General features: G+C 46.8%; 21 protein-coding genes and 1 other annotated feature. Of the genes, 5 read left to right on the top strand and 16 right to left on the bottom strand.

What is annotated here, in order from left to right:
- Window positions 1-26: 26 nt before the first annotated feature.
- Entirely contained in the window at window positions 27-950 is a 924-nt protein-coding gene (locus H509_RS0114425) for an aminoglycoside phosphotransferase family protein (protein WP_028545709.1), read from the top strand.
- A gap of 165 nt (window positions 951-1,115) precedes the next feature.
- On the opposite strand, the gene H509_RS0114420 is transcribed toward H509_RS0114425, so the two are convergent.
- From H509_RS0114420 to H509_RS0114380, 9 genes are all read right to left on the bottom strand, one after another.
- Window positions 1,116-1,823 (bottom strand): AIM24 family protein, encoded by a 708-nt coding sequence (locus H509_RS0114420; protein WP_028545708.1) that lies wholly within the window; start codon window positions 1,821-1,823, stop codon window positions 1,116-1,118.
- A 12-nt stretch (window positions 1,824-1,835) separates the two neighbouring features.
- The gene (locus tag H509_RS0114415; RefSeq protein ID WP_211234340.1) at window positions 1,836-2,324 is read right to left on the bottom strand and encodes a coiled-coil domain-containing protein; all 489 of its coding nucleotides are present in this window, start codon (window positions 2,322-2,324) and stop codon (window positions 1,836-1,838) included.
- Between the two features lie 306 nt (window positions 2,325-2,630).
- Window positions 2,631-3,656, bottom strand: a complete 1,026-nt coding sequence (locus tag H509_RS0114410; RefSeq protein ID WP_036697550.1) for a FecCD family ABC transporter permease — start codon at window positions 3,654-3,656, stop codon at window positions 2,631-2,633.
- Entirely contained in the window at window positions 3,649-4,656 is a 1,008-nt protein-coding gene (locus H509_RS0114405; protein ID WP_028545705.1) for a FecCD family ABC transporter permease, read from the bottom strand. The genes H509_RS0114410 and H509_RS0114405 overlap by 8 nt, the downstream gene beginning before the upstream one ends.
- A 27-nt stretch (window positions 4,657-4,683) precedes the next feature.
- Window positions 4,684-5,688 (bottom strand): ABC transporter substrate-binding protein, encoded by a 1,005-nt coding sequence (locus H509_RS0114400; protein ID WP_028545704.1) that lies wholly within the window; start codon window positions 5,686-5,688, stop codon window positions 4,684-4,686.
- A gap of 111 nt (window positions 5,689-5,799) precedes the next feature.
- Window positions 5,800-7,452, bottom strand: coding sequence for an ABC transporter substrate-binding protein (locus H509_RS25405; protein ID WP_051287171.1), 1,653 nt, complete (start codon window positions 7,450-7,452; stop codon window positions 5,800-5,802).
- A 285-nt stretch (window positions 7,453-7,737) separates the two neighbouring features.
- On the bottom strand, window positions 7,738-8,256 hold the full coding sequence (locus H509_RS0114390) for a DinB family protein (RefSeq protein ID WP_028545703.1): 519 nt from the start codon (window positions 8,254-8,256) through the stop codon (window positions 7,738-7,740).
- 51 nt (window positions 8,257-8,307) lie between these two features.
- A complete protein-coding gene (locus H509_RS0114385) occupies window positions 8,308-9,294 on the bottom strand; it encodes a helix-turn-helix transcriptional regulator (protein WP_028545702.1) in 987 nt (328 codons plus the stop codon).
- A gap of 240 nt (window positions 9,295-9,534) precedes the next feature.
- Window positions 9,535-10,512 (bottom strand): aldo/keto reductase, encoded by a 978-nt coding sequence (locus H509_RS0114380; protein WP_028545701.1) that lies wholly within the window; start codon window positions 10,510-10,512, stop codon window positions 9,535-9,537.
- A gap of 277 nt (window positions 10,513-10,789) precedes the next feature.
- Window positions 10,790-11,013 (top strand) — a binding site (T-box leader).
- A gap of 44 nt (window positions 11,014-11,057) precedes the next feature.
- Here H509_RS0114380 and H509_RS0114370 point away from each other — a divergent pair.
- Window positions 11,058-12,953: an arginine--tRNA ligase gene (locus H509_RS0114370; RefSeq protein WP_028545699.1), complete on the top strand. Its 1,896-nt coding sequence runs from the start codon at window positions 11,058-11,060 to the stop codon at window positions 12,951-12,953.
- An 82-nt stretch (window positions 12,954-13,035) separates the two neighbouring features.
- Here the strand turns inward: H509_RS0114370 and H509_RS0114365 are convergent, their stop codons facing one another.
- The 5 genes from H509_RS0114365 to H509_RS0114345 form a co-directional block, all read right to left on the bottom strand.
- Entirely contained in the window at window positions 13,036-14,784 is a 1,749-nt protein-coding gene (locus H509_RS0114365; protein WP_028545698.1) for a proline--tRNA ligase, read from the bottom strand.
- A gap of 568 nt (window positions 14,785-15,352) precedes the next feature.
- Window positions 15,353-15,700: an antibiotic biosynthesis monooxygenase gene (locus H509_RS0114360; RefSeq protein WP_028545697.1), complete on the bottom strand. Its 348-nt coding sequence runs from the start codon at window positions 15,698-15,700 to the stop codon at window positions 15,353-15,355.
- Between the two features lie 27 nt (window positions 15,701-15,727).
- Complete coding sequence (locus tag H509_RS0114355) at window positions 15,728-16,510, bottom strand: ABC transporter ATP-binding protein (RefSeq protein WP_028545696.1); 783 nt, start codon at window positions 16,508-16,510, stop codon at window positions 15,728-15,730.
- Window positions 16,497-17,549: a FecCD family ABC transporter permease gene (locus tag H509_RS0114350; RefSeq protein ID WP_051287168.1), complete on the bottom strand. Its 1,053-nt coding sequence runs from the start codon at window positions 17,547-17,549 to the stop codon at window positions 16,497-16,499. Before H509_RS0114350 ends, H509_RS0114355 begins: the two co-directional genes overlap by 14 nt.
- 6 nt (window positions 17,550-17,555) lie before the next feature.
- The gene (locus tag H509_RS0114345) at window positions 17,556-18,509 is read right to left on the bottom strand and encodes an ABC transporter substrate-binding protein (protein ID WP_028545694.1); all 954 of its coding nucleotides are present in this window, start codon (window positions 18,507-18,509) and stop codon (window positions 17,556-17,558) included.
- Between the two features lie 564 nt (window positions 18,510-19,073).
- Here H509_RS0114345 and serS point away from each other — a divergent pair.
- On the top strand, window positions 19,074-20,357 hold the full coding sequence (serS, locus tag H509_RS0114340) for a serine--tRNA ligase (protein ID WP_028545693.1): 1,284 nt from the start codon (window positions 19,074-19,076) through the stop codon (window positions 20,355-20,357).
- Window positions 20,358-20,528: 171 nt separating this feature from the next.
- Here serS and H509_RS0114335 read toward each other — a convergent pair whose 3' ends face one another.
- Complete coding sequence (locus H509_RS0114335) at window positions 20,529-21,842, bottom strand: outer membrane protein assembly factor BamB family protein (protein ID WP_028545692.1); 1,314 nt, start codon at window positions 21,840-21,842, stop codon at window positions 20,529-20,531.
- A 394-nt stretch (window positions 21,843-22,236) separates the two neighbouring features.
- On the opposite strand from H509_RS0114335, the gene H509_RS0114330 reads away from it, so the two are divergent.
- On the top strand, window positions 22,237-23,169 hold the full coding sequence (locus tag H509_RS0114330) for a phosphotransferase (RefSeq protein WP_028545691.1): 933 nt from the start codon (window positions 22,237-22,239) through the stop codon (window positions 23,167-23,169).
- Between the two features lie 157 nt (window positions 23,170-23,326).
- On the opposite strand, the gene H509_RS0114325 is transcribed toward H509_RS0114330, so the two are convergent.
- On the bottom strand, window positions 23,327-24,619 hold the full coding sequence (locus H509_RS0114325) for an alpha-L-fucosidase (RefSeq protein ID WP_028545690.1): 1,293 nt from the start codon (window positions 24,617-24,619) through the stop codon (window positions 23,327-23,329).
- Between the two features lie 124 nt (window positions 24,620-24,743).
- Here H509_RS0114325 and H509_RS25400 point away from each other — a divergent pair, with 124 nt between their 5' ends.
- Window positions 24,744-25,697, top strand: coding sequence for an AraC family transcriptional regulator (locus H509_RS25400; protein ID WP_084159210.1), 954 nt, complete (start codon window positions 24,744-24,746; stop codon window positions 25,695-25,697).
- Window positions 25,698-26,261 lie beyond the last annotated feature (564 nt).

Below are 26,261 nucleotides of genomic sequence, written 5' to 3'. Positions count from 1 at the left end.
ACAAGAAGAGGGGCGTGAACGTCTAAATGAGGCCCATTCCTGAGCAATGGAGACAAACCATCCTTGCCATATATGATCAACAAGGGGCGCAATGGTTGTCAGAGCTATCGACAGTAATTGCACACTATGAAGCCGAATGGAAAATAAAGGTTGGACCCCCTTTTACGCTCTCTTACAATTATGTTGCACCTGCTGAACATGCGGATGGTACGGCGCTTGTGTTCAAGCTGAGCCTTCCTGGTCAGGAACTGCGCAGTGAGCTTGCTGCGCTCAACTATTATGACGGTCAGGGCGCGATTAGGCTTGTCGCGTCTGATGCAGAACAAGGCGCGCTTCTGCTAGAGCGTGCCGCGCCTGGGCAAGAGCTGAGCACCGTTCGGGATGACGAAGTCGCAACCCGAACGGCGGCGGCCGTCATTCGACGGCTGCACAAAAACAAACGCTGGGATAAGGGGACGATATCCCCCTTTCCCAGCGTAGCGGATTGGGCGCAGGGGCTTACCAAGCTGCGCCAGATGTATAACGGCAGCACGGGTCCGCTGCCGGAGCATGCCGTGCAGCAAGCCGAGCGCTGCTACGCGGAGCTGCTTTCGTCCACTCAAGAGTGGACGCTGCTGCACGGGGATCTTCATCACGGGAATATATTAGCTTCCCGTCGTGAATCTTGGCTCGCCATCGACCCGAAAGGGGTGATCGGCGAGGCGGAATACGAAGTCATTCCATTTTTGTTAAACGAGATTCCAGCTACTTTAGAGAAAGCGATCGCCGTTACAGAGCGGCGAGTATCCCTATTCTGTAAGGAGCTTAACTTAAATCGCGATCGCTTATTGGATTGGGCTTATGCCCATAGTGTATTATCTGCATGGTGGTTTGTAGAGGACAGCGCGGACGGATTGGAAGATGCTCTATTCAGAATCTCTATGTTTGAGCAGCTTCGCCTGCAACGATAAGCAACAGTTGTGAGCTACGTCTGTGCTTGTCGGACTCAACTCCCCGTCGATCACATCATACAGCCCCTTCCATAATGACCGATAGTTACAGTCGTTATGGAAGGGGCTTCATCGTTACACCATGTGCCAATTTACATATTTTCCCGAGACAATGACTATCGACCTCTACCTAATAAGAACACCGCCAAATGGAATGACTTCTCTTAACACACGCCGGACAAAGCCGTCGCCTTCAATATCCCGCTCCAGTTGACCATCATTTCGTCCCGTTTGCAGCAGTACATAACCTTGTCCGGTCATTTCCCAGTGGTAGTTCATATGCTGGCTCGCGATCGAGTTCCCATATACACAGGGCTTCAACGTTGCATTTTCAGGATAGGCAACCAAGCTCCCGATATCAACAAAAGTTGGCCGTTCCGAGTCCAGCTTCATTGGATGAAGGGGGCCATTGGACACGATACCTAACAGACCGTCTTCTGCTGAAAATTTCATTTTAACGAGTTCCCTTGTTATGACCGCGTTTTTGAAGGTTTGGACTTTGCGCTCAACTCGCATACCTTCCGTGTAGAACAAAATATGCTTCCATTCAAACAACAGATCCGAGCCCGCTGTAATCGGAATCGTTTGCATACAGAAGCCAGCAGGAAGACCTAGCATAAACTGAGCGGGACCACTCAGTCTGGATTGGATCAGCTTACGCTTGCGGTACATTCCTGCAATGTCCATAAACCGATCCTCACGCTGGGAAGATTGGCCCTGGAACGATATAATTTGCCTTGGATGCAGCACATTCAGCATCTCTCCTTCTTCCAGTCGAATCGTCACTGCTTGGGAAAGGACCGACTCCGCTTCACTCTGAATATGCAATTCCATTCCTCCATATCCCTAACGCCGTCGCTGCCATACCATGACACGCAGCACACGTGTTAACACAAAATATAACAAAAGCAATCCAATTCCTGTAATCACTACAGTTGCTATGCGGCGAACTTGCTGCCTTTGCTCCAAATCCTTCGTCTCAAGCTGCAATATGCGCTGCATCAGCTGCTCATTTTGTCCGCGCAGCTTCTCATTATCGGAGGCTAACCGATCCGTTGCCTCTTTATAGTGTTGTTCGCTCTTTATAATCGATTGTTCCATTTCGTCGTACTTAGATCTAAGTTGTTCTACCTCCGAAGGAATCTCTGTAACGCCGGTTACCCAATCCCAGAAACCAGCTTCCGCTTGAGGGACTGCTCCGAATGCAAAGGCAAGGCCCGTAAACATAAACATCAACAATAAAATAGCCTTCGTTCGCTTATAAATCGTTATAAGCTTGTCCCCCTCTCCATCACGGATATTTAGGATTAGACAAAACATAATAAAATGCTTCAAGTGGAAAATGACTGCTGATATGGAATATATACGATATTTGTCGAAACTAGTTTCTTTTCCTGCTCTGTCTATTTTATATATAAACCGAATATAACATCCATGCAACTACTTCCTTCAATTGTAATTTCAATCCTGTATATAAGACCAATGGAATCACATAATATAAAGAAGCTGCTGTCAGACCATTAGACCAACTATTCATTTTCATAGCACATAAAAGAGGCCGGAGATAACCCCGACCTCTTCGTAAACTTTGTAAACAATTAAACACTTCTATAGGAGATGCTTCTCCAATCGGCAACGATGTTATTTTTTGCTGCGCAGCAGTAAGTATACAAAATAGGGAACACCTACAATAGAAATCACGATGCCGACAGGCAGCTCAGCAGGCGAAAACACGGTCTTTCCGATAAAGTCCGAACCGACTACAAGCAGCATGCCAATGACTCCAGCCACAGGCAATACCCGTGCATGTTCAACACCAACTAGCCGCTTGGCAATATGCGGGGCAATTAAGCCTACAAAACCGATGCTGCCCGATACAGCTACGCAAGCACTAACAAGTCCGACACTACACAAGAGCAGCATAAAGCGATCGCGTTCCAAACGAACACCAAGACTCTTCGATGGCGCGTCACCTAACATAAACATATCAAGCTCCCGTGACTTCACCATAATGACAGGAAGCAGCAAAATCAACCAAGGCAGTACGGTTAAGATGTACATCCAGTTTGCATTCCAGATGCTGCCCGTCAGCCATACTGTCGCCATTTCGAAGTCATTGGGATTCATCTTTAACGACACAAACAACGTAATCGCTCCAAATGCAGAGCCTACCGCAATACCTACGAGCAGCAAACGCTGCGGGTCCAGTTGGCCATGCCGCCATGACAGGGCATAGATGATAAGCGCAGAAAAAACGCCTCCTACCCACCCGAACATCGGCATGGCCATAACGGAAACAAAACCTGCCTCCTTGAGCGTACCCCCAAACAAGAGCATAAATATGACGATAGCTGCCCCTGCGCCTGCATTAATACCAAGCAAACCGGGGTCTGCCAGACCGTTACGTGAAATGCCTTGAATAACGGTTCCTGCTACAGCAAGCCCGATTCCCACCAATGCGGCGATGACGATACGAGGTAGACGGAATTCAAAAATGACCAAATCATGCTCGGGCACAGGATGATGGCGAAGCAGTGTGTTGATCACATCTGTTACCGTCATATCAAACTCACCATTTGTTAAACTAACGTAAATCATAATTAATGTCAGGGCCATCCCTGTCCCTAGAACAAGCCAAAACCGGCTGCGCGATAACAAGCTAGGCATGCTCACGTCCTCCCTTTTTGCGAATTAAGTAAAGGAAGAATGGGACACCGATAATTGCGGTCACCACACCTACTGGCATTTCAAACGGATAGTTTAAGAACCTGCTCAACACGTCAGATAGTCCCAAGAACACAGCACCAATAACGCCTGCGCAAGGAATGACCCACTTGTAATCGACGCCAATTAAGAACCGTGTAATATGTGGAATAATAAGCCCGACAAACCCGATCTTACCAGCAAGCGCTACAGCTATCCCCGTCAGAATAATAACACTAAGCATCGTTACCATTTTAATAAGTGCAGTCTTCTGTCCGAGACTGGTCGCCACCTCACTCCCAAGGGACAACACCGTAATAGAGTTCGCGATAATAACGGCGAGCGCTATACCTACAACAGCAAACGGAATTGCAAATTGAATAAGCTCAGGGTCCATCTGATTTAGACGTGCATTATACCAAAAGCTAATATTTTGTGATATTTGAAAATACGTTGCAATTGCAGCTGACACGCTGCTGAGAAACGTCCCGATAATGGTACCTAGAATGGCCATTCGAACAGGGGACGTACCTCCTGGTATGATGGACGCCAGTCCAAATATGATGCCTACACCCAGCGCGGAACCTATCAATGAGCCAATGATCATTTCCATAGAAGAAGCTCCAGGCAGCATAATCATCATCAAAGTGATGACAAATGCCGAGCCGTCGCTAATTCCGAGAATCGAAGGTGATGCCAAGTAGTTGCGAGTCATCCCCTGCATTAAAGCCCCAGATATGGCAAGGAACGCCCCAATTAGGAGCGCTCCAATCACGCGTGGCAAGCGAGAATGCATAATAATTTGGTGATTAACATTATCAGGGTCAAATCTCACGATAGACTCCCACACCGTGCTGGCGTCGATATTTTTGGCACCATACAGCACTGACAATAAAATAGTCAGAACGATAGCAAACGGAGCCGCTATTAGTATGATAGCTGGTATCGATTTAGAATTACGCATGAGGTTATCTACTCGCTTTGCCATTAATTAGGGGTGCAGCTTTTCTGCCGCAGCCTCAATAAACTTGATCTTGCTGAGTGCTGTTCCGCCTTGTGCAAGCGGGTCTACCAAGTTAACGAACACTTTGTTGTTCTTAACAGCATTAATGCTCTTCCAGATTGGGTTATTTTCCAGATCCTTTAATGCATTTGGATTGTCTTTGTTTTCAGACTCAGAAAATTGAACAAAGACTACGTCCGGATTTATTTCACTGAACTTCTCAACAGAAACTGTTTCTTGAGCTTTAGCGGCCAACACTTCTGCTGGTGGAGTTAAGCCAAGATCCGTGTACAAAATCGGATTAAAAAATACACCTTGCGGATAGATCATAATATTGCCCGCGCGGACACGCATTGTAACTACTTTTTTATCTTTTAAGCTATCGCCAATTTTGGCCTTCGCTTCTTCGACGCTCTTTTTGTACTTCTCCAATTCTTCAGTTGCTTTTGCTTGTGTGCCTGACAGCTCAGCCATCAAGTTCAGGTTAGCTTCCCAGTTCGTTGCGATATGAGAAACTGGAATATACGTAGCGATTTTGCCGAGCTTTTCGCCTACTTCTGCTGGTGATTTAGTGGAACCAAGAATAACATCTGGTTTCATTTTCAAAATGGCTTCAAAGTTAGGCTGCATTTTCTCACCAGCTGATTCTGTCTTCGCTGTTACGGGTTGGAACAACTCAGGGAACTTTCCGCCCACCGTAATGCCGCCGACAGGTTCAACCCCTAATACAACAGCGTCTTCCATCGATTCCATACTACCTGTGATGACGATACGCTCCACTTTGGAAGGTACTGTATATTCTTTATCTAAATACTTAATTGTAACGGTTTCTTTACCTGCTTCTGCTGTAGGCTGTTCGGTAGTCGTTTGCTCAGCAGCCCCCTTCGTATCTGTTCCCGTAGTTGCTGCATTTTCTGTTTTGGAACCACATGCCGAGATCACGAGCACAAGTGCTAATAAGAGCGCCCAGCCCATAGCCTTCTTTGTCTTCATTGCTTAAATATCCCCTCTCTATTTGTCACATCTAATTGATAACTATTATCATTATCAATGAGAATTATATACGAGCTGACTCATCCGAGACATGGACGAATCACGGAATTGTCATGGACATTTTTCATTAAACAGCTCTAACGTATGTTGAATGATGCTTTCATGCGACCACGGAGAGCTCTCTCGCCACGGCTCAGACGTGATCTGATACGTGCGATTTGATTTCACTGCTCGGATCTTGCCCCACTCCGGCGATTCTTGAATTTCTTTCCAGTGCGCTAACGAGTCATTCTCCTGACATACAAGTACCAACATGTAATCAGGATCAAGTGCTTGAAGTTGACTGATGCTAGTCGGTTCATTCAGCTCTGGCGATTGCAACGGACAACTTGGCTGTATGCCAAGATCGCCATAAAACACCTCAGTCATCGCCTCATTGCTGTAAATGTGAAATTGATCCTTAAAAATACGCACGATCAAACAAGTAGCATCCGCCATTCGCTGCTTCAAAATGGCGGCGGCGTTGCTCGCTTGGCGATCATACTGATGCAACCAGCGCGTGGCTTCTTCTTCCAGCTGCAAATGTGCTGCAATGGTCAAAAGCTGCTCCCGCCAATGCAACTGATGCGGCACGAATAGCAGCGGCGCAATTTCCCGCAGCTTCTCACTATGTTCTGTCTCCAAGTTGTCATAACAAAGAATCGCTTCCGGTTTCGCCTGTCGCAGCCTCTCGACGTTGTCTTCCCAGTATTCGTTGTAACGATAAGCACTAAGATGTACAGGGATATCATTACGATATGTATTATAGTAATAAGCGCCCCATTTCGGATGAAGAGGAGCCGCATAAGGAATAAAATGAAGCGGAGTCAAATACCCAAGCAGGCTTATGCCTCCGAATACCGCTATTTTGCGCTGCCTGTTTTTCATATACACTGTTGGCGCCACACCAACCTGCTGCTTAAACTTGCGACTAAAATAAAACTCGTCTTGATACCCGACCTGCGCTGCCACGTCTTTGAGTTTCATTTCCGCTCTTGTAAGCAACTGCTTGGCCCGCTTCATTCGTACGGAAGTCAAATAATCAAGCGCGCTCATGCCATACATTTTCTTAAAAAGCTCTGCATAGTATTTGGCGCTAATATCCGCCATACGGGCGAGTTGATCCATCGATAGACTTTGATCATAATGGTTATCCATATATAGCTTTGTTGCTTCAAGTGCCGTCAAACTATCTTTAGGGGAATTTCGCAAATGTTTCATCATATGATATAACATTTCTTGAAACATCGCGTGCGCACGAAACCGCTCAAGCCCATCCCCCATTTGGAACCATCGCAGCAGTTCAGTGCCGTACATCGTCCACGACACGGACGCGTTTAACATTAGCTCCCCTTCATTCGGGAACAAGTCGTGCGGAGGAGCAACACATTTAGGCTCTCTAGGCATTCCGCCGTCTGCTAGCACTTCATAGGCGATCGTTACAAGCTCAATCGTATCTGTTGCTGCTACATATGCTCCAAAAGTCTGTCCCGGCGGACAGGCAAATACGGAGCCGCTCTTTGCCGTGTGCTCCTGCTCGCCAATCATTACTTTTCCAGTCCCCGACAGCACGATAATTAAAATGTGAGTAAAGGTAAACTGCTGCGTCCACCGATCCTCACAATTGCGATGAATGATGTTTACATCTCTAAGCCGAATAATCCAAGCGTCCACATCCTGTGCCGGAAATGATCGTTTGTCTGTTCTCGCTGCTTTACTATTCAAGAAGTCCACCACACTTATGATTAATTAACTTTTGTTCATTTATAGCCACTATAGCCCACGGAGATGACACTATCATGCAACTAGATCATCCCATTCGCAATTGATAATTGTTATCATTTATATGAGTATACCAAAAATAGCGCTAAAAATCGCCTATATGTCATGTACAGACATGCCAAACAGGCGAGAGCCTATTTGGCCACGCCTGCCTTCATGGCAGCTTTCCTTAGAAGAAGCTGCATATTCAAATGAAATAAACATCAGGCTGCATGTTACAACACGATACTACTGATGTGCTAATTCGTACAAATAGAGTATATAGTCAGTAGAAGTACCTGCCTGTCCCAACTGCCGCAGCATTGCAGTTACATTTCCACGGTGATAGGTGCCATGATTCACAACATGCTGAATCAAGTCCGAATAGCTAGTGTCCAAAGTCCCGTAATGAGGATGCGAAATTTGCTTCGCCTCATCAAGATCAGCCTGCTGCTCCATAAAATCAGTGTAACGTCCAGCTAACGTGTGGAATTGCGCTTCCAATTGTTCAATATCCCATGCTTGCGCTTCGGTTCGCAATCGGCCAACCTCGATGATCATCTCGTCAATATTAATGGTGTCATTGCTGATCGTTAGCAGCCATACATGATCTACACTGTAGATATGCAAAAGTGTCTCTCGAATGCTCGGAAACACGCTTTGCACTTGCTCAGTCCATATCGTATCCGGTATTGCTTTCAAATGCTTTATTAGCTTTTCATTTGCCCACACATGGTAACGGTACAGCTTTCTCGCGTCATTCCCCATTCAATTCACTCTCCTAATCATCGAATCTAGCCCTTTTATTATACCTTCGCTTTACTGACAACTACGGTCAGTCATGCGCTGGCTTTCATAATAATGAAGCATACGGGTCGTCACTTGTATAAGTTGATCCATAAAAAAATCGGGTTCAATGACACGAATCGTGCCTCCATATGACAACAACAAGTAGGGCAGCGTCTCTAATGTACGCACATCAAGGCAGAAGCGAGCAGCAGTGTTGGAGCGTTCAGCCAACGCATGTCCTAGCAGCCAATGCGCGCACAAGTCATCGAGCGCCTGTTCCTTGCCCTCAATAACTAAACTGACGAGTTGTTCCTTATTGTCTAAATTCGGCAGGAGCGACTGCATAAAGAACGCCTTCGCGGAGAAATCTTTAGGCTTGTCATACTGGAGCTCCGTGCGATGGATTTGTTTGATCCGATCCACCCGAAAGCTGCGAATTTCCCCCCGCAGGTGGCAGTGGCCTACTGCATACCACTTGCTCTTCCAGTACACGAGACCATACAGGTCAAGGAGACGTGCCTCAATCGCAGTACCATAACCTTTCATATAATCAATCGATACAGCAACATGATCTGCACCAGCCAGTTCTAACTCCTGGAGGGTCTCCTTAATAGAATCATCGACAGGAGGATGAATGACGTCCAAACCATCCGAATACTGATTCATCGCATGGACCTGCTCTTCATTGCTGAACAGCTTCAGCTTCGAGAGTGCCCCTTGTAATACATTGCCGTGTGGATACCCTGCTTCAATAGCAAACTTTGCCGCATGGATAAGCGCTTTTTGCTCATCCTTGTCAAACATGAGCGGAGCGTCCTGAAAGTGAGCCAACAGGCTGTACCCACCATGATGACCCGAGTCGGATACGATCGGTACTCCGCTAGCACACAAAGCATCAATATAGCGATACACCGTACGAATATGGATCTCAAGCTGCTCTGCCAACTGCTTCGCTGTCATCCGCCGTCTAGTCTTTAACAGCCATAGGATAGATAGCATGTTATCTGCTTTTGACATAAATGCCACATCCCTTCACGCGATGATGAACTGGTCAAGTTGGCTGTCATACTTCATTTCACCTGAAAAGTCATCGTTACTTTACTTCGTAAGGAGGGGCTGTCATGAGAAGCCCCTTTATTTATTGACACTTTTTGTGTCGTTCGATATATGCTCTTTGTATTAGCACATTTTATCTGGCTATCGTACTGATAGGCGCACTCTTGCAAAAGGGTAACCATCGTACCACTATCGCATCCTTCATTTCGGTAAACGGTATACAGCTAACGGCTTTCCATACTTAAAATGATCACTAATCGCGTCCAACGCCTGCAAGGTGCTGCTATCCAAGTTAAGCTCCACGCTGCGGCAATTCGCTTCTAATTGTTCTACGCTGGTCGCTCCTACGATAACGGTGGACACAGCCTGCTGATGCATCAGCCACGCCAAGGACAGCGCGCTTGGAGAGCATCCCAAGTCCGACGCAAAGGAACGTACATGCTCCACCAACGGAAGAGTCGTCTCGTTAATGAACCGTTTAATATGATCGTCCTTCTCTGCACGCGATCCAGCAGGAACTACTGCTGAAGACGTATATTTACCCGTCAAAATTCCACCTGCCAGCGGAAAATAAGGAATAATGCCTACGCCTTGATCCTGACAACACGCTACCAGCTCTTGCTCCGGTGTCCGATCAGCTAACGAATAACTCGTTTGCGTTGACACAAAACGATTCAAACCCCATTTTTCACTAACTCCAATCGCTTTCATCAATTCCCATGCGGCATAGTTAGAAGCACCGATATACCTCACCTTGCCTGAGCGAACCATATCATCAAGAGCACGCAGCGTTTCCTCAAGTGGTGTCTCGGGGTCAAACGTATGGATCTGATATAAATCCACGTAATCCGTCTGCAATCGTTTCAAGCTCTGTTCTAACTCCAGCATAAGATGATATCTGGAGGAACCACGATCATTCGGACCTTGCCCCTTGACCAATCCTGCTTTGGTCGCAAGCACTACCTGTTGCCGTCTCCCTACAAGGGCATTGCCAATAATCCGTTCCGATTCTGTCTGCGCATAGATGTTTGCCGTATCCACAAACGTAATCCCGCTATCGATGGCGTAATGTAAAATGCGGGCCGATGCGTTTTCATCCGCTCTTTTGCCAAAAGAATTCGTACCAAGCCCTAATCCTGATACTTTCATCCCGCTGCTGCCGAGCCGTTTATACTTCATCGTTTGTTCCTCCTGTTGAAATAAAATGTATGACTTGATGCTGCTCAGCTACAACGAGCAGCAAGCCTCATCTCCACCGTCTACTGCATCTTCGGTTCTCCTGCATCAGACGATCATAATTTCGCATGGATCTCGTATGTTGATGTGAGCAATCAAAAGTTAAATTGAGGAAGTTACAGCCTGTATTTTATCAGAATAAGGTGTAAGAAGTGTAGTTCTTGACACGTTTGAGTTGATTTCTATAATTCAACGGGTATAATAGTATAAAATTACATCCAATTGTTCGATGAACGGGAGAGTAGTTCTATGGCAGTAGTCCAAGCGAGCCGGGTTGGTGGAAGCCGGTACATTGCCAGGAATGAAGCGGGCCCGCGAGAAGATGCGCTGAAATTAGTTTATCAAGTACGCGTGTCCGGCCAAGACCGTTATCCTGTCAAAGGGGTCAAGCTGCGGCTTGGCAACAAGAGTGGTACCGCGAATGCAATAGCCTTCGTCTCTTTTAGTAGAGACGGGGGCTTTTTTTATTTTGATAAGGAGGAATTCACATGTTAAGTCAAATGCTGCTAACCCATTTAAAGCATGCTGCATCTGCGATTTTAGAACAATCTGCGATTTCTGATCAAACCTTTACCTCCATCACACTCGAACAACCATCACGTATGGAGCACGGTGACTATAGTACCAATATCGCCCTTCAATTAGCCCGCTCGCTGCGGAAATCACCGCTTCACATTGCTGAGCAGATCAAGACCCAATTGGAAGCTGACGGAATGTGCGCAGGACTTGTAACTAAAATAGAGGTACTTCCTCCTGGCTTCATTAATTTATTTATGAATTGGACGGTGTGGGCGCAGCAGACAATGGCGGTTCCGCTTGCGCATGAAACCAAAATTGTGATTGAACATACGTCCATTAACCCAAATAAATCTTCGCACATCGGTCATCTTCGTAATGCCTGTATTGGAGATACGCTTGTCCGAATGCTGCAAAGAATAGGCCACACTGTCGAAGTCCATAACTACATTGATGATCTTGGCAACCAGCTTGCTGATACAGTAGTTGGCATGCTACATACACCGATAAACCAAGCGCATAACCGTTTTGGTGATTTTTGTTGGGATTTGTATGCACATGTGAACAAACAATATGAGCATAATGCCGAACTTCAGCAGCAGCGCTCTCATGTGCTGCATGCCCTTGAAGAAGGTAATAACAATCTCGCATGGACCGGCATGCTTATTGCAGAAAGGATCGTACGCGAACACCTGGCGGAAATGGGCGAATTCGGCGTCCACTACGACTTACTTGTATGGGAAAGCAATATCGTCAGAGAGGGCTTCTGGAACGCTGCCTTTGACTTGCTTCAGCAAACAGACTCATTTTATCAGATCGATAAAGGCAAGCTTGCTGGATGTTGGGTGTTGCGACAATCTGAGCATGAACCACTGAAAGATAGTGCGCTAGAGCATAATGATGAGCCGAGCGCCGAGCCCGAGCATCATCAGGACAAAGTGCTCATTCGCTCAAACGGCATTCTGACGTATACGGCAAAGGACATCGCCTATCATTTATGGAAGTTTGGGCTTCTAAACCAAGACTTCACTTATTCACCGTTTACAAATTCCTTATGGACCACTCGTGCCGGAGGAGCTGCACGTCATTATGGACATGCGGATGTCGTCATTAATGTAATCGATTATCGCCAGCAATACCCTCAAGTCATGGTTAAGCAGGCGCTGCAAGCACTTGGATTCACGACCCAAGCTGAGAACCTGCATCACGTGAGCTACGGTGTCGTGTCGTTAAGTCCAAATGCCGCCAGCGAGCTTGGCATTGATACTTCTGACGGCAAATCCTCCTATGCCATGAGTGGCCGTCAAGGTATTGGCATTAAGAGCGCACAATTGCTCGATCTCATGGAAAAGGTAATTTCAAACAAGCGTTCAGATCAGACGGGTATGAACAGTCGTGATATTGCTGCCGCTGCCATTCGATATTACTTGCTGCGCTTTAATCTTCAGACGGAAGTGGTGCTGGATCTTGAGCAAGCGACAGAAATTACAGGCAACACGGGCGTATATGTGATGTATGCACATGCACGCGCGACGACTTTACTACAACGTGCAGCACAGGAGCATCGTCTCGAGCCTACTGCGCCAGTCGAAATGTCCCAGCTCGAAAAAGCAGAATACGCCCTGCTGCGTCATATTGCCAAGTGGCCGGAAACTTTACAAGCCGCCTGCAAGGAGCTTGCACCAAACACGATCTGCACCTATGCTTTTGAGCTTGCAACGCTGTTTAACAACTTCTATGCGGTGTGCCCTATCTTAAAAGCAAGCCGCAACAGTCAAGCTGTCCGTATATGGTTGACAGACAAATTTAAGGAAACGCTTAGTGATGCGCTCCAAGTGCTAGGCTTGCCGACACCGGAACGCATGTAAGCGAACATAGGGATAGCGGGTTATTTCAACAAGCAATGAAATAGCCCGCTATTCTGTATTTAACAATAAACGCTGCAAAACACTAGCTTTGCACTTGTTCCAATGCCGCTCGGATATAGGAACAGGCCTCTTCAACCGTCACCATCTGTTTGTCACGGCTTGAGCGTTCTTTTAGCTCCACCAGGCCATTGACAGCATCCTTGCCTACCACGATCCGCAGCGGTATGCCTATTAAATCGGCGTCTTTCAGCTTTACGCCAAGCCGCTCATCGCGGTCGTCAAGCAGCACGTCAACGTGGTGCTGGCGTAGCCATTTATATAGATGTTCCGTTAGTTTGGTCTGCTCTGCATCTTTTGCAGATACAGGCACAAGATGAACCTGATATGGAGCAATCGCTAACGGCCATATTATCCCGTTCTCATCATGATGCTGTTCAATGGTAGCCGATAGCAAACGAGAGATGCCAATACCGTAACATCCCATAACCATAAGCTGTTCTTTTCCTGCTGCATCCAAAAAAGTCGCTGCTAACGTCTCGCTGTACTTGGTGCCCAATTTAAAAATATGTCCGACTTCGATCCCTTTACTAAATCGAAGCTCCCCCTCACATCGAGGACAGCGATCACCTTCCCTTACATTCCGGTAATCTCCGATGCGTTCTAGCGTGAAATCGCGTGTTGGCACAACGTGATCATAATGGTAATCCGCTTCGTTGGCCCCCATAAGCGCATCCTTGATCCCTGCTACAGCTTCATCCACAAGTACAGGAATGGATAATCCTATAGGTCCTGCAAATCCTACAGGCGCCCCTGTAACACGGGACGTTGTCTCTGCATCAGCAAGCTGAAGCTCTACGGCACCAAGCGTATTTTTCACTTTAATCTCATTTACCTCATGATCACCGCGAACAACAACTGCAATCGGCTGCCCATCTGCCACATAGATTAACGTCTTGATCATCTGATACGTTGCTTTGCCAAACGCCTGTTTAAGCTGCTCAATCGTACGGATATTTGGGGTATGCAGTCTAGTCAGAGGAGGACATACTGTCATTGACTGTTCTTCCCCTGTCATATCCGCTATGTTCTCATCCTCTGAAGGATGTGCAGTTACAGATTGTGCCTTCTCTAAATTAGCGGCATATGCACACAAGGAACAGGAGACAATCGTATCCTCGCCAATCGCTGCCAATGCCATAAATTCATGTGTCCCTCCCTCGCCGCCTATAGAGCCAGGATCAGCTTCTACGGCACGGAACTGCAATCCCATGCGGGTAAAGATCCGACGATAAGCCTCGTACATGTTCCAGTAGGAGCGATCAAGTCCATCCCCGTCCGTATCAAAAGAGTAAGCATCTTTCATCAAAAATTCACGCCCTCGCAGCAGTCCGAAACGCGGACGCCGTTCATCGCGAAACTTGGTCTGAATTTGGTACATCGTCACAGGCAGCTTGCGGTAGGAATTCACCTCGCCCCCTACTAACGTTGTAATTACTTCTTCATGCGTAGGACCTAATGCAAACTCTCGTTTATGTCGATCATGGAAACGTATTAATTCCGGTCCATAAAGATCATATCTTCCAGACCGCTGCCACAGCTCCGTTGGCTGGATAGCAGGCAGCAGCACCTCTTGAGCCCCGGCCAAATCCATTTCCTCTCGCACGACATGCTCAAATTTACGAAGAACACGCCGGCCTAGCGGCAAATAAGAGTACACCCCTGCCGCCGTCTGCCGGATATATCCGGCGCGCAGCAATAATTGATGGCTGATAGCCTCCGCATCGGCTGGCGCTTCACGCAAAGTTGGTGCAAGCAATTGGCTTTGTCTCATTCAAAATCTCTCCTTTTGTATTCATCTTCCACTGCTGTGCGCAGCTAAAACACAAAAAACACACTCGTCAGGGACGAATGTGCTCGTGGTACCACCCTATTTTCACCGGCATATTCCATTACTCCGGCGCTTAACGTTATAACGGAAACGTTCCGGCGTCGAGTACTCGTTTGCTTACTGGATAAAAGACATTACATGCCTTCCGCATGACGCTTAATCCCTTTCCTCGTCGCAGCTACAAAGTAGGAAGCAGCACATCGCCTGCAGGAACCTCTCAGCCTATGAGTTCCCTCTCTGAGCCAACCGAATATGCGCCTATGTCCTTGATCATCGCTGTTCATTATAAAATTAAAAGCCAGTGTATCATTATTAACCTGTACATATCAAGTCACAAATAAATGAACATGTGATGTACTTCAAATTGCTTGTTACAACAGTCACGTAATCGATGGACACAAACCAAAAATGAATGGACCAGACAATCGCCCGGGGAGACGATTGCTGATCCATTCAAGGAGTGGGGTTGGGTAAACATATATGTCATAAGAAGCGGGGGCTTCTTCTATGACTATTCTCCTGTCGCAGCTGCAACAGACTCTTCGGGCCCTGCCGGAAGATGGTGATGCACGATATCATAAATCGTGACTTTGAATTCAATAATGCTGTCATCCGCTTTCTCACGGCGGGCATGACCTTCCTTGAACTGCTGGCTATTCACCCAACCTTCAAAGGATTCTCGATCTTGCCAGACCGTACGTACAACATATTCGTCGTACTCTTCGGATTGTGTGCTCGTCATCAGTTCCAGACTAACAAAGCCTGGCATGTGATGAACTCGTTTGGGCTGCGCAAAGCGCTGCTTCAGATGATTCCCCTCACCCTTACGGGTGCGGAGTCGGTTAGTAACGGCAATCATGTTGGAATCCTCCCTCACAAGATGAGATTATACAGACGAGACTGCTAACGGAAAAATATAAGGCCGCGTTTGTTCTTGATGAATCCGAACTCGTATACGAAATACTTGCTCAAACATCTCGGCCGTCATCACTTCATTTGGAGTGCCGCTCTGAACGATGCTTCCGTCCTGCATCACAATCATGCGGTCACTATATTGGGCCGCTTGATTCATGTCGTGCAGCACCATAATAATCGTCATGTTAAGCTGCTCATTTAAGCGATTCATCAGTTCAAGCACTTCTAACTGATGCGCAATATCCAAATAAGTGGTCGGCTCGTCAAGGAGCAGCACTTTCGGTTTCTGGGCAAGCGCCATCGCAATCCAAGCACGCTGCCGCTCGCCGCCTGACAGGGAATCTAGCTGGCGATCTGCCAACTGTCCTAGCCGTGTCTCGTGTATCGCCCATTCCACGATAGCCTGATCAGCCTCCGTGGAGCCTGACAGCAGACTTCTATATGGATGTCTGCCATACTGCACAAGATCACGTACCGTCATTTCCGATAAATCGGGCTGGATTTGGGTCAGCATGGACACCATTCTTGCCGCGTCCCGTCCCTTCATCTTTGCGATATCTCGTCCATTCAACATGACGCTACCTTGATGAGGAGTCATAAGCCGCGCCATCATTTTAAGCAAGGTGGACTTGCCAGAGCCGTTTGGTCCGATAATGCTTATTCTTTCACCTTGTTCTGCCCGCAATGAAACCTCGTGAAGTCCAAATTTCTCAGACAGCCTGTAACCAAGCTGATCGACATTAAGTACGCCCAAGAATGCCGCCTCCCCGTCTCAGTAAATATAAGAAGAACGGTGCACCGATCACAGCCAGTAAAATACCAACCGGCAGTTCGAGCGGATCAAACCAGCTTCGCGCCGCCGTATCTGCAAATACGACCAATGCCGCTCCGCCAAGAGCTGACACCGGCAGCAAGTAATTGTAGTTGTTGCCTACGATGAGCCGCACCATATGCGGTACAACTAGGCCAACAAATCCGATAAGACCCGACACGCTTACCGCAATTCCCGCTAACAGCGTACTAATAAAGATAAGGAAGAGGCGGCTCCGCTCCGTCTTCTGACCAAGCAGCTTTGCGGCATCGTCACCAAGCAACAGTATATTGGCATGGCGTACCGCAAACACAGACAACACACTGGCTACAGCAAAATATGGTAAGACCATCTGAAGATGGTACCAGCTTACACCACCCAATCCACCGGAAAGCCAAGGCAATACCGCCTGAACCCTGTCGCTGTACAACTGCATCACACCCGAAGTCACCGCACCTGCCAGTGCATTGACGGCTACACCTGCCAAAATGATACGCAGCGGTGAGGCACCACGCTTCCACGCTAAGCTATAGGTCACCATTACAGCGATAAATGCTCCAATAAAAGCCGCCGCGGGCACCAAATATATCATCTCAGGCAATATCAGCATAATGATAACGGCCATTAAGCCTGCTCCAGCCGACACACCGATAATGCCTGGATCAGCTAGCGGATTACGCATTACACCTTGCATGAACGCACCTGACACAGATAGTGCCATACCGACTAGCACTGCAAGCAGTGTACGTGGCAGTCGGAAATTCCATATGATCTGTTCCTCTGTAGACGGTTCCCTATTTACTAGCACCGCCCATATGGTTCGAATCGGAATGGACACTGCACCCGTTGACATGCCGTACAAAAATGCCACAATTAGAAGCAGCAGCGCGACTATAATGGCTGCGAGTCGCTTCCACCTGCGTGGATCTTGAGCAAGGGCACTTGATCCGGAAGCTTTACTCGCCTCCAGTTCGGCATTCATCGTAAATCACTCCGCTTCTTTTAAATGAGTTGCCAGCACTTGCAAGGAATCAAAAATCTTGGTACCTGGGTTCGTACCAAACAAGTGTGAAGGAAGAATAATAATATGACCTTTCTTCACCGCAGTCAGACTGCTCCATGAAGCATTTTTGCTAATCTCTGCATCAAATGCTTTCTTTACTGCATCGGGATCGCCATGAGTAATCAGGAACACAACATCCGGATTGGAGGCGATAACACGTTCTGCGCTCAATTGTGCATAGCCCGACATTTTTTCCATTTTAGGAAAGTCAGCAGCTACATTTTTTCCGCCTGCTTTTGTAAGCAAATCACCCGGCAAGGAATCCGGCATAGCCGCAAGTAGTGTACCCGGAGCACCATAGACAATTAAAGCTTTCTTCGGATTGTCTTTATTAATCTTAGCTGCAAGCTGCAACTTCACATCCATCGCTTGTACAGTTGCTTTGGCTCGCTCATACTTGCCTAACAATTGACCCATTTTCAGTACGCTTTCCTTAATCTCTTTTACCGATTCGGAATTGGTAAGGAATACTTTAGCTCCTGTCGCTTCAAGCGCCTTTACGTCCTTGACGTTTAAGTTTTTGCTGCCGATAATGAGCTCTGGCTTTAATGCTGTAATCAGCTCGTAGTTAGGCGTGTGTGCCGATCCAATTACAGCCGCATCAAGTACCGCCTTTGGAAGCTTCGTATTAGATGTCTTCGGACGCCCGACCAGATTACCGCCAAGTGCAGCTACGATCTGTGCGTCTCCCGCCGCAAGCGTAACTACGCTGTTTACAGGTTTATCAAACGTTATTGACCGCCCTGCAAAGTCTGTTACCGTAATCTTCTTCGCTACTGTTGTGCTAGGTGCCGCGACAGCAGCCGTGCTTACAGAAGTAAATATGAGCATAGCAGCAAGTGCGAGCTTAGACGCTGAACGATTAAATACACGTAACATAAATGAATCCTCCTTGGAATATAAAATAAGGAACATCGATAACATACAGTTATGTTCTCGATTCGCTTTCGGGCAGAGGCTCACATAACAAATCTCGTTTAGCGAAGCGTATGTCGAATCTTGCCCTGCCTTACTTTGTCGCTTATGTAAGGCAACTACTTATCGATAATGACAATCATTCTCATTTACATGTCTGATCATAAATGATAATGAATATCATTGTCAATACAAATAGTTAAAATCTTTTATTTTGTTTGTTGTCGCTCTCTGTAATTACACTGTTCTGTGGGCACTCTCCCCTTGAATAGTAGGTCCAAAATGAGCTATACTACTATTTAATTAAATCATCATTAAACGGCCTATGAAGAGCATCCAACTCGGAGGCGTTCTCGTCAAGGAATCTCATTCCCTAAGTTTACCGGCACCGCCCGTTACCGCGGAACCAAAGAGGATTAAGTGCATTTGCATTTAATCAAGTTGGGTGGCACCGCGAGCAAGCGCTCCTCGTCCCATACGGATGAGGGCGCTTTTTGTATTTTTTTAGACAAAGGAGTGCGGTGCAGCATGTTAAGCATGGATTGGATCAAGGAACATCAAGATGAGGTACAAGCGGTAGCGCTTCATAAAGGAATCGATGTATCCATATCGGAAGTGTTAGCGGCGTATGAGCAGCGGAAACGGTTGCAAATGGAGGTGGATGACTTGCGTCAAGTGAGAAATCGGTCGTCCCGCCAAGTTGGAGCCCATATGCAGGCAGGTAGACAGGAGGAAGCTGATGCTGTCAAACAACAGGTCATCCGCTTGCATGATCAGTTAACGGGTCTCGAGGTCGCTTTGCAGGAGGCCGAACGGCAATTGACGGCGCTCATGCTGCTCGTGCCAAACATCGTATCACGAGATACGCCGATTGGGCGCACAGACGCCGACAATGTACCTGTGCGTCATGTCGGCATTCGCCCTGCGTTTGGCTTCGTGGCAAGGGATCACGTGGAGCTTAGTCATCTCCACGACATTGTAGATATTCCAAGAGGTGTCAAAACGTCAGGAAGCCGCAACTATTATTTGAAAGGTACAGGGGTGCTGCTCCATCGTGCCGTGCAGCAGCTTGCGCTCGATTATTTGATGCAGCTCGGCTTTACCTTGATGGACGTGCCGCTGATGGTGCGCGGGGAAGCTCTTGTGAGCACTGGTTTCTTCCCATTGGGGAAGGAGCAGGTGTATCGGATTGCCGATGAAGACAAGTGGCTAGTGGGCACGTCGGAAGTTCCCCTCGTCTCGTGCTATGCTGACGAGGTCATTGAAGTAAATAAGCCGCTCAAGCTTGCGGCGGCTTCGACCTGTTTCCGCAGCGAAGTCGGCTCTGCCGGTAAAGACGTCAGCGGGCTGTATCGCGTGCACCAATTTGCAAAGGTAGAGCAGGTTGTCATCTGCGAAGCCGAGCCCGAGCTTTCTGAGCAGTTGCTTCAGGATATTACGCGGCATGCAGAGGAGATTCTTCAATTGCTGGAGCTACCCTATCGAGTGATGGCCGTCTGTACAGGCGATATGGCGCAGAAGACGTATAAACAATATGACATCGAAACCTGGATGCCAAGTCGGCAGTCGTATGGCGAGACTCATTCCGCGTCGAATTTGCATGACTTTCAAGCACGGCGAGCTAATATCCGCTACCGGAATGCCAAAGGGAAGCTGACATTTTGCCACACCCTGAATAATACAGCTGTCGCGACACCGCGCATTCTGATCCCGCTGCTTGAAAATCATCAGCAAGAGGACGGTTCCATCCGCATTCCTGATGCTTTACAGCCTTATATGCACGGCTTAAAGATGTTAGTCCCTACGCTCTAAATGTAAGAAACCTAACAAGCCCTTCACCTTGATTGCTGGCAGGTGCCACGATGTATGGTCTACCTGTCAGCGCAGATCGTTCAAATGAACGTATCTCTGGACTTGCCACGAGCAGGAGGTCCGCAATTGGGGGAAGGGCTTGTTAGCGATTTATTTGCTATTTATAGGCTATTACTTAACGCTTGCAGGCTCCTTAAACGCAAGCAGCTTTCCTTTGGTTTGCACAAGGATGATGCCCTCATCACGCAGCGTAGGTCCAAATACTTTGCCAAAAGTCGCCAGTCTCAACACTGGCTTGGCTGTCTGCGTATGAATAACAACTAGTATGCCATCGGTTTGTGCAACGTAAATCCCGTGACCGATTAATTCGAAGCGAGCTATTGGATTGGTAAGTCCAGAATAATACACGGTTGATTTGTTTGCCAATTTTACTCCAAGCAGTCGGGAATTAGTTGTGAAATAAAGGCGGCCATCATAGGGCCCAGCAGCGTATCGTTCATTTTCATCACCATCTGGTTTGTACACGTCTTGATTAGCAACCGAAGGAGCTGTGTTAAGCGGATATCCATACACCTTAGATCCTAAGCCTACATACAAACGATTATCGTGCACCCAGAAATCGCCTCTACCGTAGCCGTACGACTCTGCTGACTCCGCTATATTTTCGGGATTATATTGAACTGTATTGATTATTTTCCCGTTCTGGAGATTTAATGTATGAAGTGTAGGCAGAGAATTATGATCAAGTAGCGTGGCTGTTTTAACGGAAAGCGCAGTATTTCCTTCTATACGAAAAGGCAGCAATTGTTGCCCAAGATTCCACTTTTCTTTACCCGTCTTACGGTCAAATGCATGGAGCTGATCATAGGAATAAGCACCTGATACATTGTTTTGTGCCAAAATCAGCTCATCCGTCGCAACTATTTCAACAGGCAACTGCTCGCTATATGACTCACGCCATTGGAACTTACCGTCCTTGATATTATAAGCCTGTATATCTCCGTTCAAGGCAAACAGTTGGTCACGATCAATGATGTATCGTCTACTATTTGTGGTAGGTTTGGCGGAAACCCAACGTTTCTTGCCATTTTTGGCATCTACGGCATAAATATCACCTTTATCCGAACTAACATATACTGTCCCCTTGTGATACAACAAAGGCGCTCTTAAGTAGTTCCCAAAGGTCCAAGTTTGCTTTCCATTTTGTACTTGCAAGGCAGCCAGTTTTCCATTCTGGATGACATAGGCGTATCCATGTCCAATTGCGATAATACCCTTGCTGAGCTGCAAATCGTCTGAAACTTGGTCCAACGGCGCAGTCCACAATGGTCTCGTTGTAAGAGACGTGTCCTCTATCCTTTCGTAGTTTAATCCCTCATACGAAGTACGCGATTCTGGTGCTGCGTTTGCAGCATTTTCTAAACCTACAAGCGTTGCGATCGTGATCAAAAACACAATATAAAGACGCCACTTTCCCTTCCCCATTTGCATAGTTCCCCTTCTTTCATTTTGCTGTAATCGTATTTTTCCATCACAAAATAAATTTCAGTGATCATCAGCCGCTAGTTTTCAGACGTTAATGCTCCTAAAATGTTACTGCAATTTTTCGAATTTTTTGGAAATTTCGTTTTCTATAAAATCTGGTTATCTTTCGTTTGGTTTCATCAGGTGCATGGGGCAGCATGTCATCGGTTGTAGGTGAATTGGGGATTGAAATGGGCAGAAATAAGCTACAAAAAAAGGGCCCGATAATAATCGAGACCCTATTCAACATCCTAACAGAACGAAAATGTTAAGTCTATATTTTTCTCACTTGGCGTGGCACAATAGCATTACGTTGCGCAACGGAAAAGACAACAAAACAAGGGAGACCGTTAACATGTCGATTCCGGTAAAATGTAAATTGTATATCCAAAACACTTCAGTTGGGGGTCAAATTACACAATGGCAACTCTTGCGTCATTGGTCCTTATCTGAAGTGTATCGGATCAAACTGACGTCAGGCGATACGCGGATTATCAAATGGGGCGGCTGTGAAATGGCCCGTGAAGCTGATGTATATAATCAACTGTTGGCACCGCTTCATATCCGTGCTCCTCGTCTATATGATCATTGGAGCACTTCCTGCGGCGGTCTCATCCTTATGGAGGATGCTGGCTCGCATGACCTTGAGAAGCAGTCTACCCCTGAGCTGTTTCTGGAGGCTGCAAGAGAGTTAGCCCGACTTCGTTCTTCCTCAATACGGCATCTGGAGCTAGGCGCCATTCCGCCGCATATTCGCCAGAAGTACGACATATCCGCGCAATCTTTTATCGATCAATTATACGAACTGCAAACATACGATAGTTTCCAAGGGAATCCCGCCCTTGAATGGGCTGCAAATGTATTTCCCGCTAAAGTGATCGAACTGTATGCTTGCATGCCTTATGCTCTTGTTCACCATGATTATTTTCCAAAAAATCTAATTGTTCAACATAACAAAATCCTTGTAATCGATTGGTCAAATGCCTATCTCAGCCCTCATCTAGGCGACCTGCATGGGCTCATTCAAGAAGCGGAATCACGATCGTGTGTGAGCAGAGAGCATATGCTTCATGCTTATACACATGAACTAGAACAAAGCAGCCCCCTCTATTTCAGCTCTCACATTAGCATCAATGATCAAGTGAATCTCGGTGGCTTGTGCTGGTATATTCGTACACTGCATTGGCTGATCCATAGGGGCAAGGATATCATACCTGGTGCCAGCGAATGGATTTCGCCGCTTCTTGAAGACCTATCGCAGTTAGTTCATCAAATGAAATTTAAGTGATGGTGATAAGCCACAGAATCACGGCGAGAACACCACTTCGTAACCAAGTAGAGAAGCGCTACGCTTCTCTACTCGATTAGCGACCGAGTGACTAAGTATGCTTATAATAGATTAGCAGATGTCATACTTCAGTAATCAATTCTACTCTATTCACCAACTAAACTGTCTCATTCAGCACCAGTTCAATTACGGTGTCACGCTTATCTGGTAGCTGCACCGATGGCAAATTTATAAACAAGCAGTCTTGAAATACTGCCTGATTCGTCCCATTCCACGGGGTGGTGATATTTACTTCAGAGCCGTCAGCAAGTATGCGGGCCGAGCGGACTCTGCCTGCAAGCCCAGGCAGTGCGATCGGGCCTATACCACGGTCTAAAATGTGCGCGTACAGCTTGTTGCCGCACTGTGTGTATCTCCCCCACTCCGGCTTCTCGACCGAAGAAGCTGCACAGCCGTAGATACTGTCACTGTTATACGCCATCCATTCACCTATTTCCGCCAGAATAACCAGCGATTCGTGTGGAATCTCGCCGTTCGCATTTGGACCTACATTAAGCAGCAGATTGCCATTCTTGCTGACACATTCCACCAGTCCGCGAATAACTTGGCACGGCAGCTTATAATTATGGTCGTGCGCATGGTATCCCCAGTGATCATTTAATGTGATGCAAGCTTCCCATGGCACTGCTTCCCCTGCTTCATTCCGGATCCCTTTAGCCGGCAAAATCTGTTCTGGCGAAACAAAGTCGCCCGCATAAATTTCTGGATTCGCTGACAATAGGTTGCCGCCTAAACGGTTATCGATAACGATATCAGGCTGAATGGAACGCATCATGGTCACTAGTTCTGTAGCACGCCATTTCCCGCCTGTCATCTGCTCATAGGAGAAATCGAACCACATAATATCGACTGTACCGTAATTGGTCAACAACTCCCTCACTTGGCCATGCATATAGGACGTATAGCGGTCAAAATCTTTCTGCGCTTCAGTCGCCTTATACGCCTCATTGCCGCGCAGCGGATGGTGCAGATCGTCATAAGCAGGATAATCGGGGTGATGCCAATCAATGAGCGAATAATAAAACCCTACCTTCAAGCCTTCGGCGCGGAATGCATCCACATACTCACGGATCAGATCGCGGCCGGCTGGAGTATTGGTTGCTTTATAGTCCGTTAACTGAGAATCGAACAAACAGAAACCGTCATGGTGCTTCGTTGTCATGACGGCATATTTCATGCCCGCTTGCTTCGCCGCCCGTGCCCACGCTCGCGGATTATATCGTACCGGATTAAACTGTTCAAAATACGGCTCGTAGTCCTCATTTGTCATGCGTTCATTGTTCCGTACCCATTCGCCGCGTGCTGGAATCGCGTACAATCCCCAGTGAATAAATAGGCCAAAGCGGTCATGTGTGAACCATTGCGTACGCTTCAAATGTTCAGTTGTCATTATTAGGCACCTCTTTAACTTGATGTTGTTTTCTCTATTGTAGAGGGAAACGTTTATAATACAGATAGAGAGAGCTAACTCCTTTTTGCACAATACTAACTTGTAACGGGCGGTGGGTCTTATCATGAACAGCGGGCAACAGCACAAAGCACTTCTTCCATTTGCATCTAAGCAGGTCGATAAGCGTCTTCCAACAACATCATGCCAAGATAGGAAGTATGTCGATTCCTCCAACAAATTTGCGCTGCTGAACAATTATATGACCAACGTAAACGTGTCCGTACTGGAGGCACTTTACACAACTTGCACGAACGACTGGCAAGAGTTGAACTTTATGCCTGCCTTTAATCGACTTTATCTGATCTGCGAAGGAGATGGCAGGATTGAGATCGGGGATAAAAGTTACTGGCCTGTTCCTGGGCAGCTCGTTATCATGCCAGCACATGTCACCCAGTCTTACACGACAATTAATGAGCATCCTTATAGCAAGTATTGGTGCCATTTTCAGGCACTTGTCGGTGATCGTCACCTGTTTCAGCTTATGCAGGTCCCCTACTGCATAACGTTAGCACCTGAACGTTTGCAGCAGGCACTGCACACATTTCAAACACTAACGGACGTACATCATACTGCTGGCTGGACAGCCGCATTCCGTACACAAGGACTGCTGATGGAACTGCTCAGCCTATATTTGGAGGAAGCAGGCTTTGAACAAGTTTCCCTGCCCGTTTCCGCTGCCGTAGAAAAGATAAACGAAGTGCTCCATTACATAGAGTGCCATCTTAGCGAGAAGATTAGCGTACAGCAGTTGGCTTCGCTGCTGCATCTGCATCCGAATTACTTTATAACTTTTTTTCGTGAGCAGATGGGAGAATCCCCAATCCAATACATAAATCGGGTAAAAGTATCGCGTGCCCAGCAGTTATTGCTGACATCCGATCTGAATGTGTCAGAGATCGCAGACTCGATCGGTATGGATGTGTATTATTTTTCTCGATTGTTTAAGCAAAGCACTGGCTTTACACCAACGTCTTACAAACAACAGCGCGTATTATTCAGCTCAGATCCGGTACGATAACTAATCAGATCATTATTGTTCAATGCTAGAAGAGTGAACATTTATATACTTATAGACACATTCAGAGGAATGGGATATACTTGGCTACAATTAGCTTATTATAGTTTCATAGTTTGCTATCTCTATTTATAGTTATCCTCTGAGTGAAACGCTATATATAAGTCCTTTCCCTACAACACTCTCCCAAAGTATATCCCGTGTAACTCTAACTGTACGGTAAGATACGCGTCCTAAGTTGGAGATAAACTTCAAAAATATTCCTTTACTTTATGATAAATTTCTTATTCCCTGCTCTTAATAAATCTAAGTTATTTTACAGACGATCAAGACCAGACTGACATGTCCTCTCGATTCCTGCTTACACACGTTTCACATCCACTATGTTGAATATTAGATCCTCTTTAGACTTGTACAATCATCCCACTTGACGCTGTTATGGCACAGTATTAAAGAATTCGAGTCTTTGACTCACATCATGTCGAACTAGCATTTTTTTTGCAAGATCATGTTGACCATTTGTTAATTTTAAATAGGTATATAGTATCAATTTAATAGAATCCTCAC

It is taken from the genome of Paenibacillus taiwanensis DSM 18679 (assembly GCF_000425125.1).
In the GTDB taxonomy this organism is placed as follows: domain Bacteria; phylum Bacillota; class Bacilli; order Paenibacillales; family Paenibacillaceae; genus Paenibacillus_B; species Paenibacillus_B taiwanensis.
This window is presented reverse-complemented; position numbering and strand designations above follow the sequence as displayed.

Excerpts from the sequence above, each read along its gene's own strand:
- H509_RS0114325 (WP_028545690.1), bottom strand. The coding sequence starts at position 24,619 with ATGACAACTGAACATTTGAAGCGTACGCAATGGTTCACACATGACCGC.
- H509_RS0114365 (WP_028545698.1), bottom strand. The coding sequence starts at position 14,784 with ATGAGACAAAGCCAATTGCTTGCACCAACTTTGCGTGAAGCGCCAGCC.
- H509_RS0114420 (WP_028545708.1), bottom strand. The coding sequence starts at position 1,823 with ATGGAATTGCATATTCAGAGTGAAGCGGAGTCGGTCCTTTCCCAAGCA.
- H509_RS0114360 (WP_028545697.1), bottom strand. The coding sequence starts at position 15,700 with ATGATTGCCGTTACTAACCGACTCCGCACCCGTAAGGGTGAGGGGAAT.
- H509_RS0114385 (WP_028545702.1), bottom strand. The coding sequence starts at position 9,294 with ATGTCAAAAGCAGATAACATGCTATCTATCCTATGGCTGTTAAAGACT.
- H509_RS0114380 (WP_028545701.1), bottom strand. The coding sequence starts at position 10,512 with ATGAAGTATAAACGGCTCGGCAGCAGCGGGATGAAAGTATCAGGATTA.
- H509_RS25400 (WP_084159210.1), top strand. The coding sequence starts at position 24,744 with ATGAACAGCGGGCAACAGCACAAAGCACTTCTTCCATTTGCATCTAAG.
- H509_RS0114425 (WP_028545709.1), top strand. The coding sequence starts at position 27 with ATGAGGCCCATTCCTGAGCAATGGAGACAAACCATCCTTGCCATATAT.
- H509_RS0114405 (WP_028545705.1), bottom strand. The coding sequence starts at position 4,656 with ATGCGTAATTCTAAATCGATACCAGCTATCATACTAATAGCGGCTCCG.
- H509_RS0114390 (WP_028545703.1), bottom strand. The coding sequence starts at position 8,256 with ATGGGGAATGACGCGAGAAAGCTGTACCGTTACCATGTGTGGGCAAAT.
- H509_RS0114370 (WP_028545699.1), top strand. The coding sequence starts at position 11,058 with ATGTTAAGTCAAATGCTGCTAACCCATTTAAAGCATGCTGCATCTGCG.
- H509_RS0114410 (WP_036697550.1), bottom strand. The coding sequence starts at position 3,656 with ATGCCTAGCTTGTTATCGCGCAGCCGGTTTTGGCTTGTTCTAGGGACA.
- serS (WP_028545693.1), top strand. The coding sequence starts at position 19,074 with ATGTTAAGCATGGATTGGATCAAGGAACATCAAGATGAGGTACAAGCG.
- H509_RS0114350 (WP_051287168.1), bottom strand. The coding sequence starts at position 17,549 with ATGAATGCCGAACTGGAGGCGAGTAAAGCTTCCGGATCAAGTGCCCTT.
- H509_RS0114335 (WP_028545692.1), bottom strand. The coding sequence starts at position 21,842 with ATGGGGAAGGGAAAGTGGCGTCTTTATATTGTGTTTTTGATCACGATC.
- H509_RS0114400 (WP_028545704.1), bottom strand. The coding sequence starts at position 5,688 with ATGAAGACAAAGAAGGCTATGGGCTGGGCGCTCTTATTAGCACTTGTG.
- H509_RS0114330 (WP_028545691.1), top strand. The coding sequence starts at position 22,237 with ATGTCGATTCCGGTAAAATGTAAATTGTATATCCAAAACACTTCAGTT.
- H509_RS0114345 (WP_028545694.1), bottom strand. The coding sequence starts at position 18,509 with ATGTTACGTGTATTTAATCGTTCAGCGTCTAAGCTCGCACTTGCTGCT.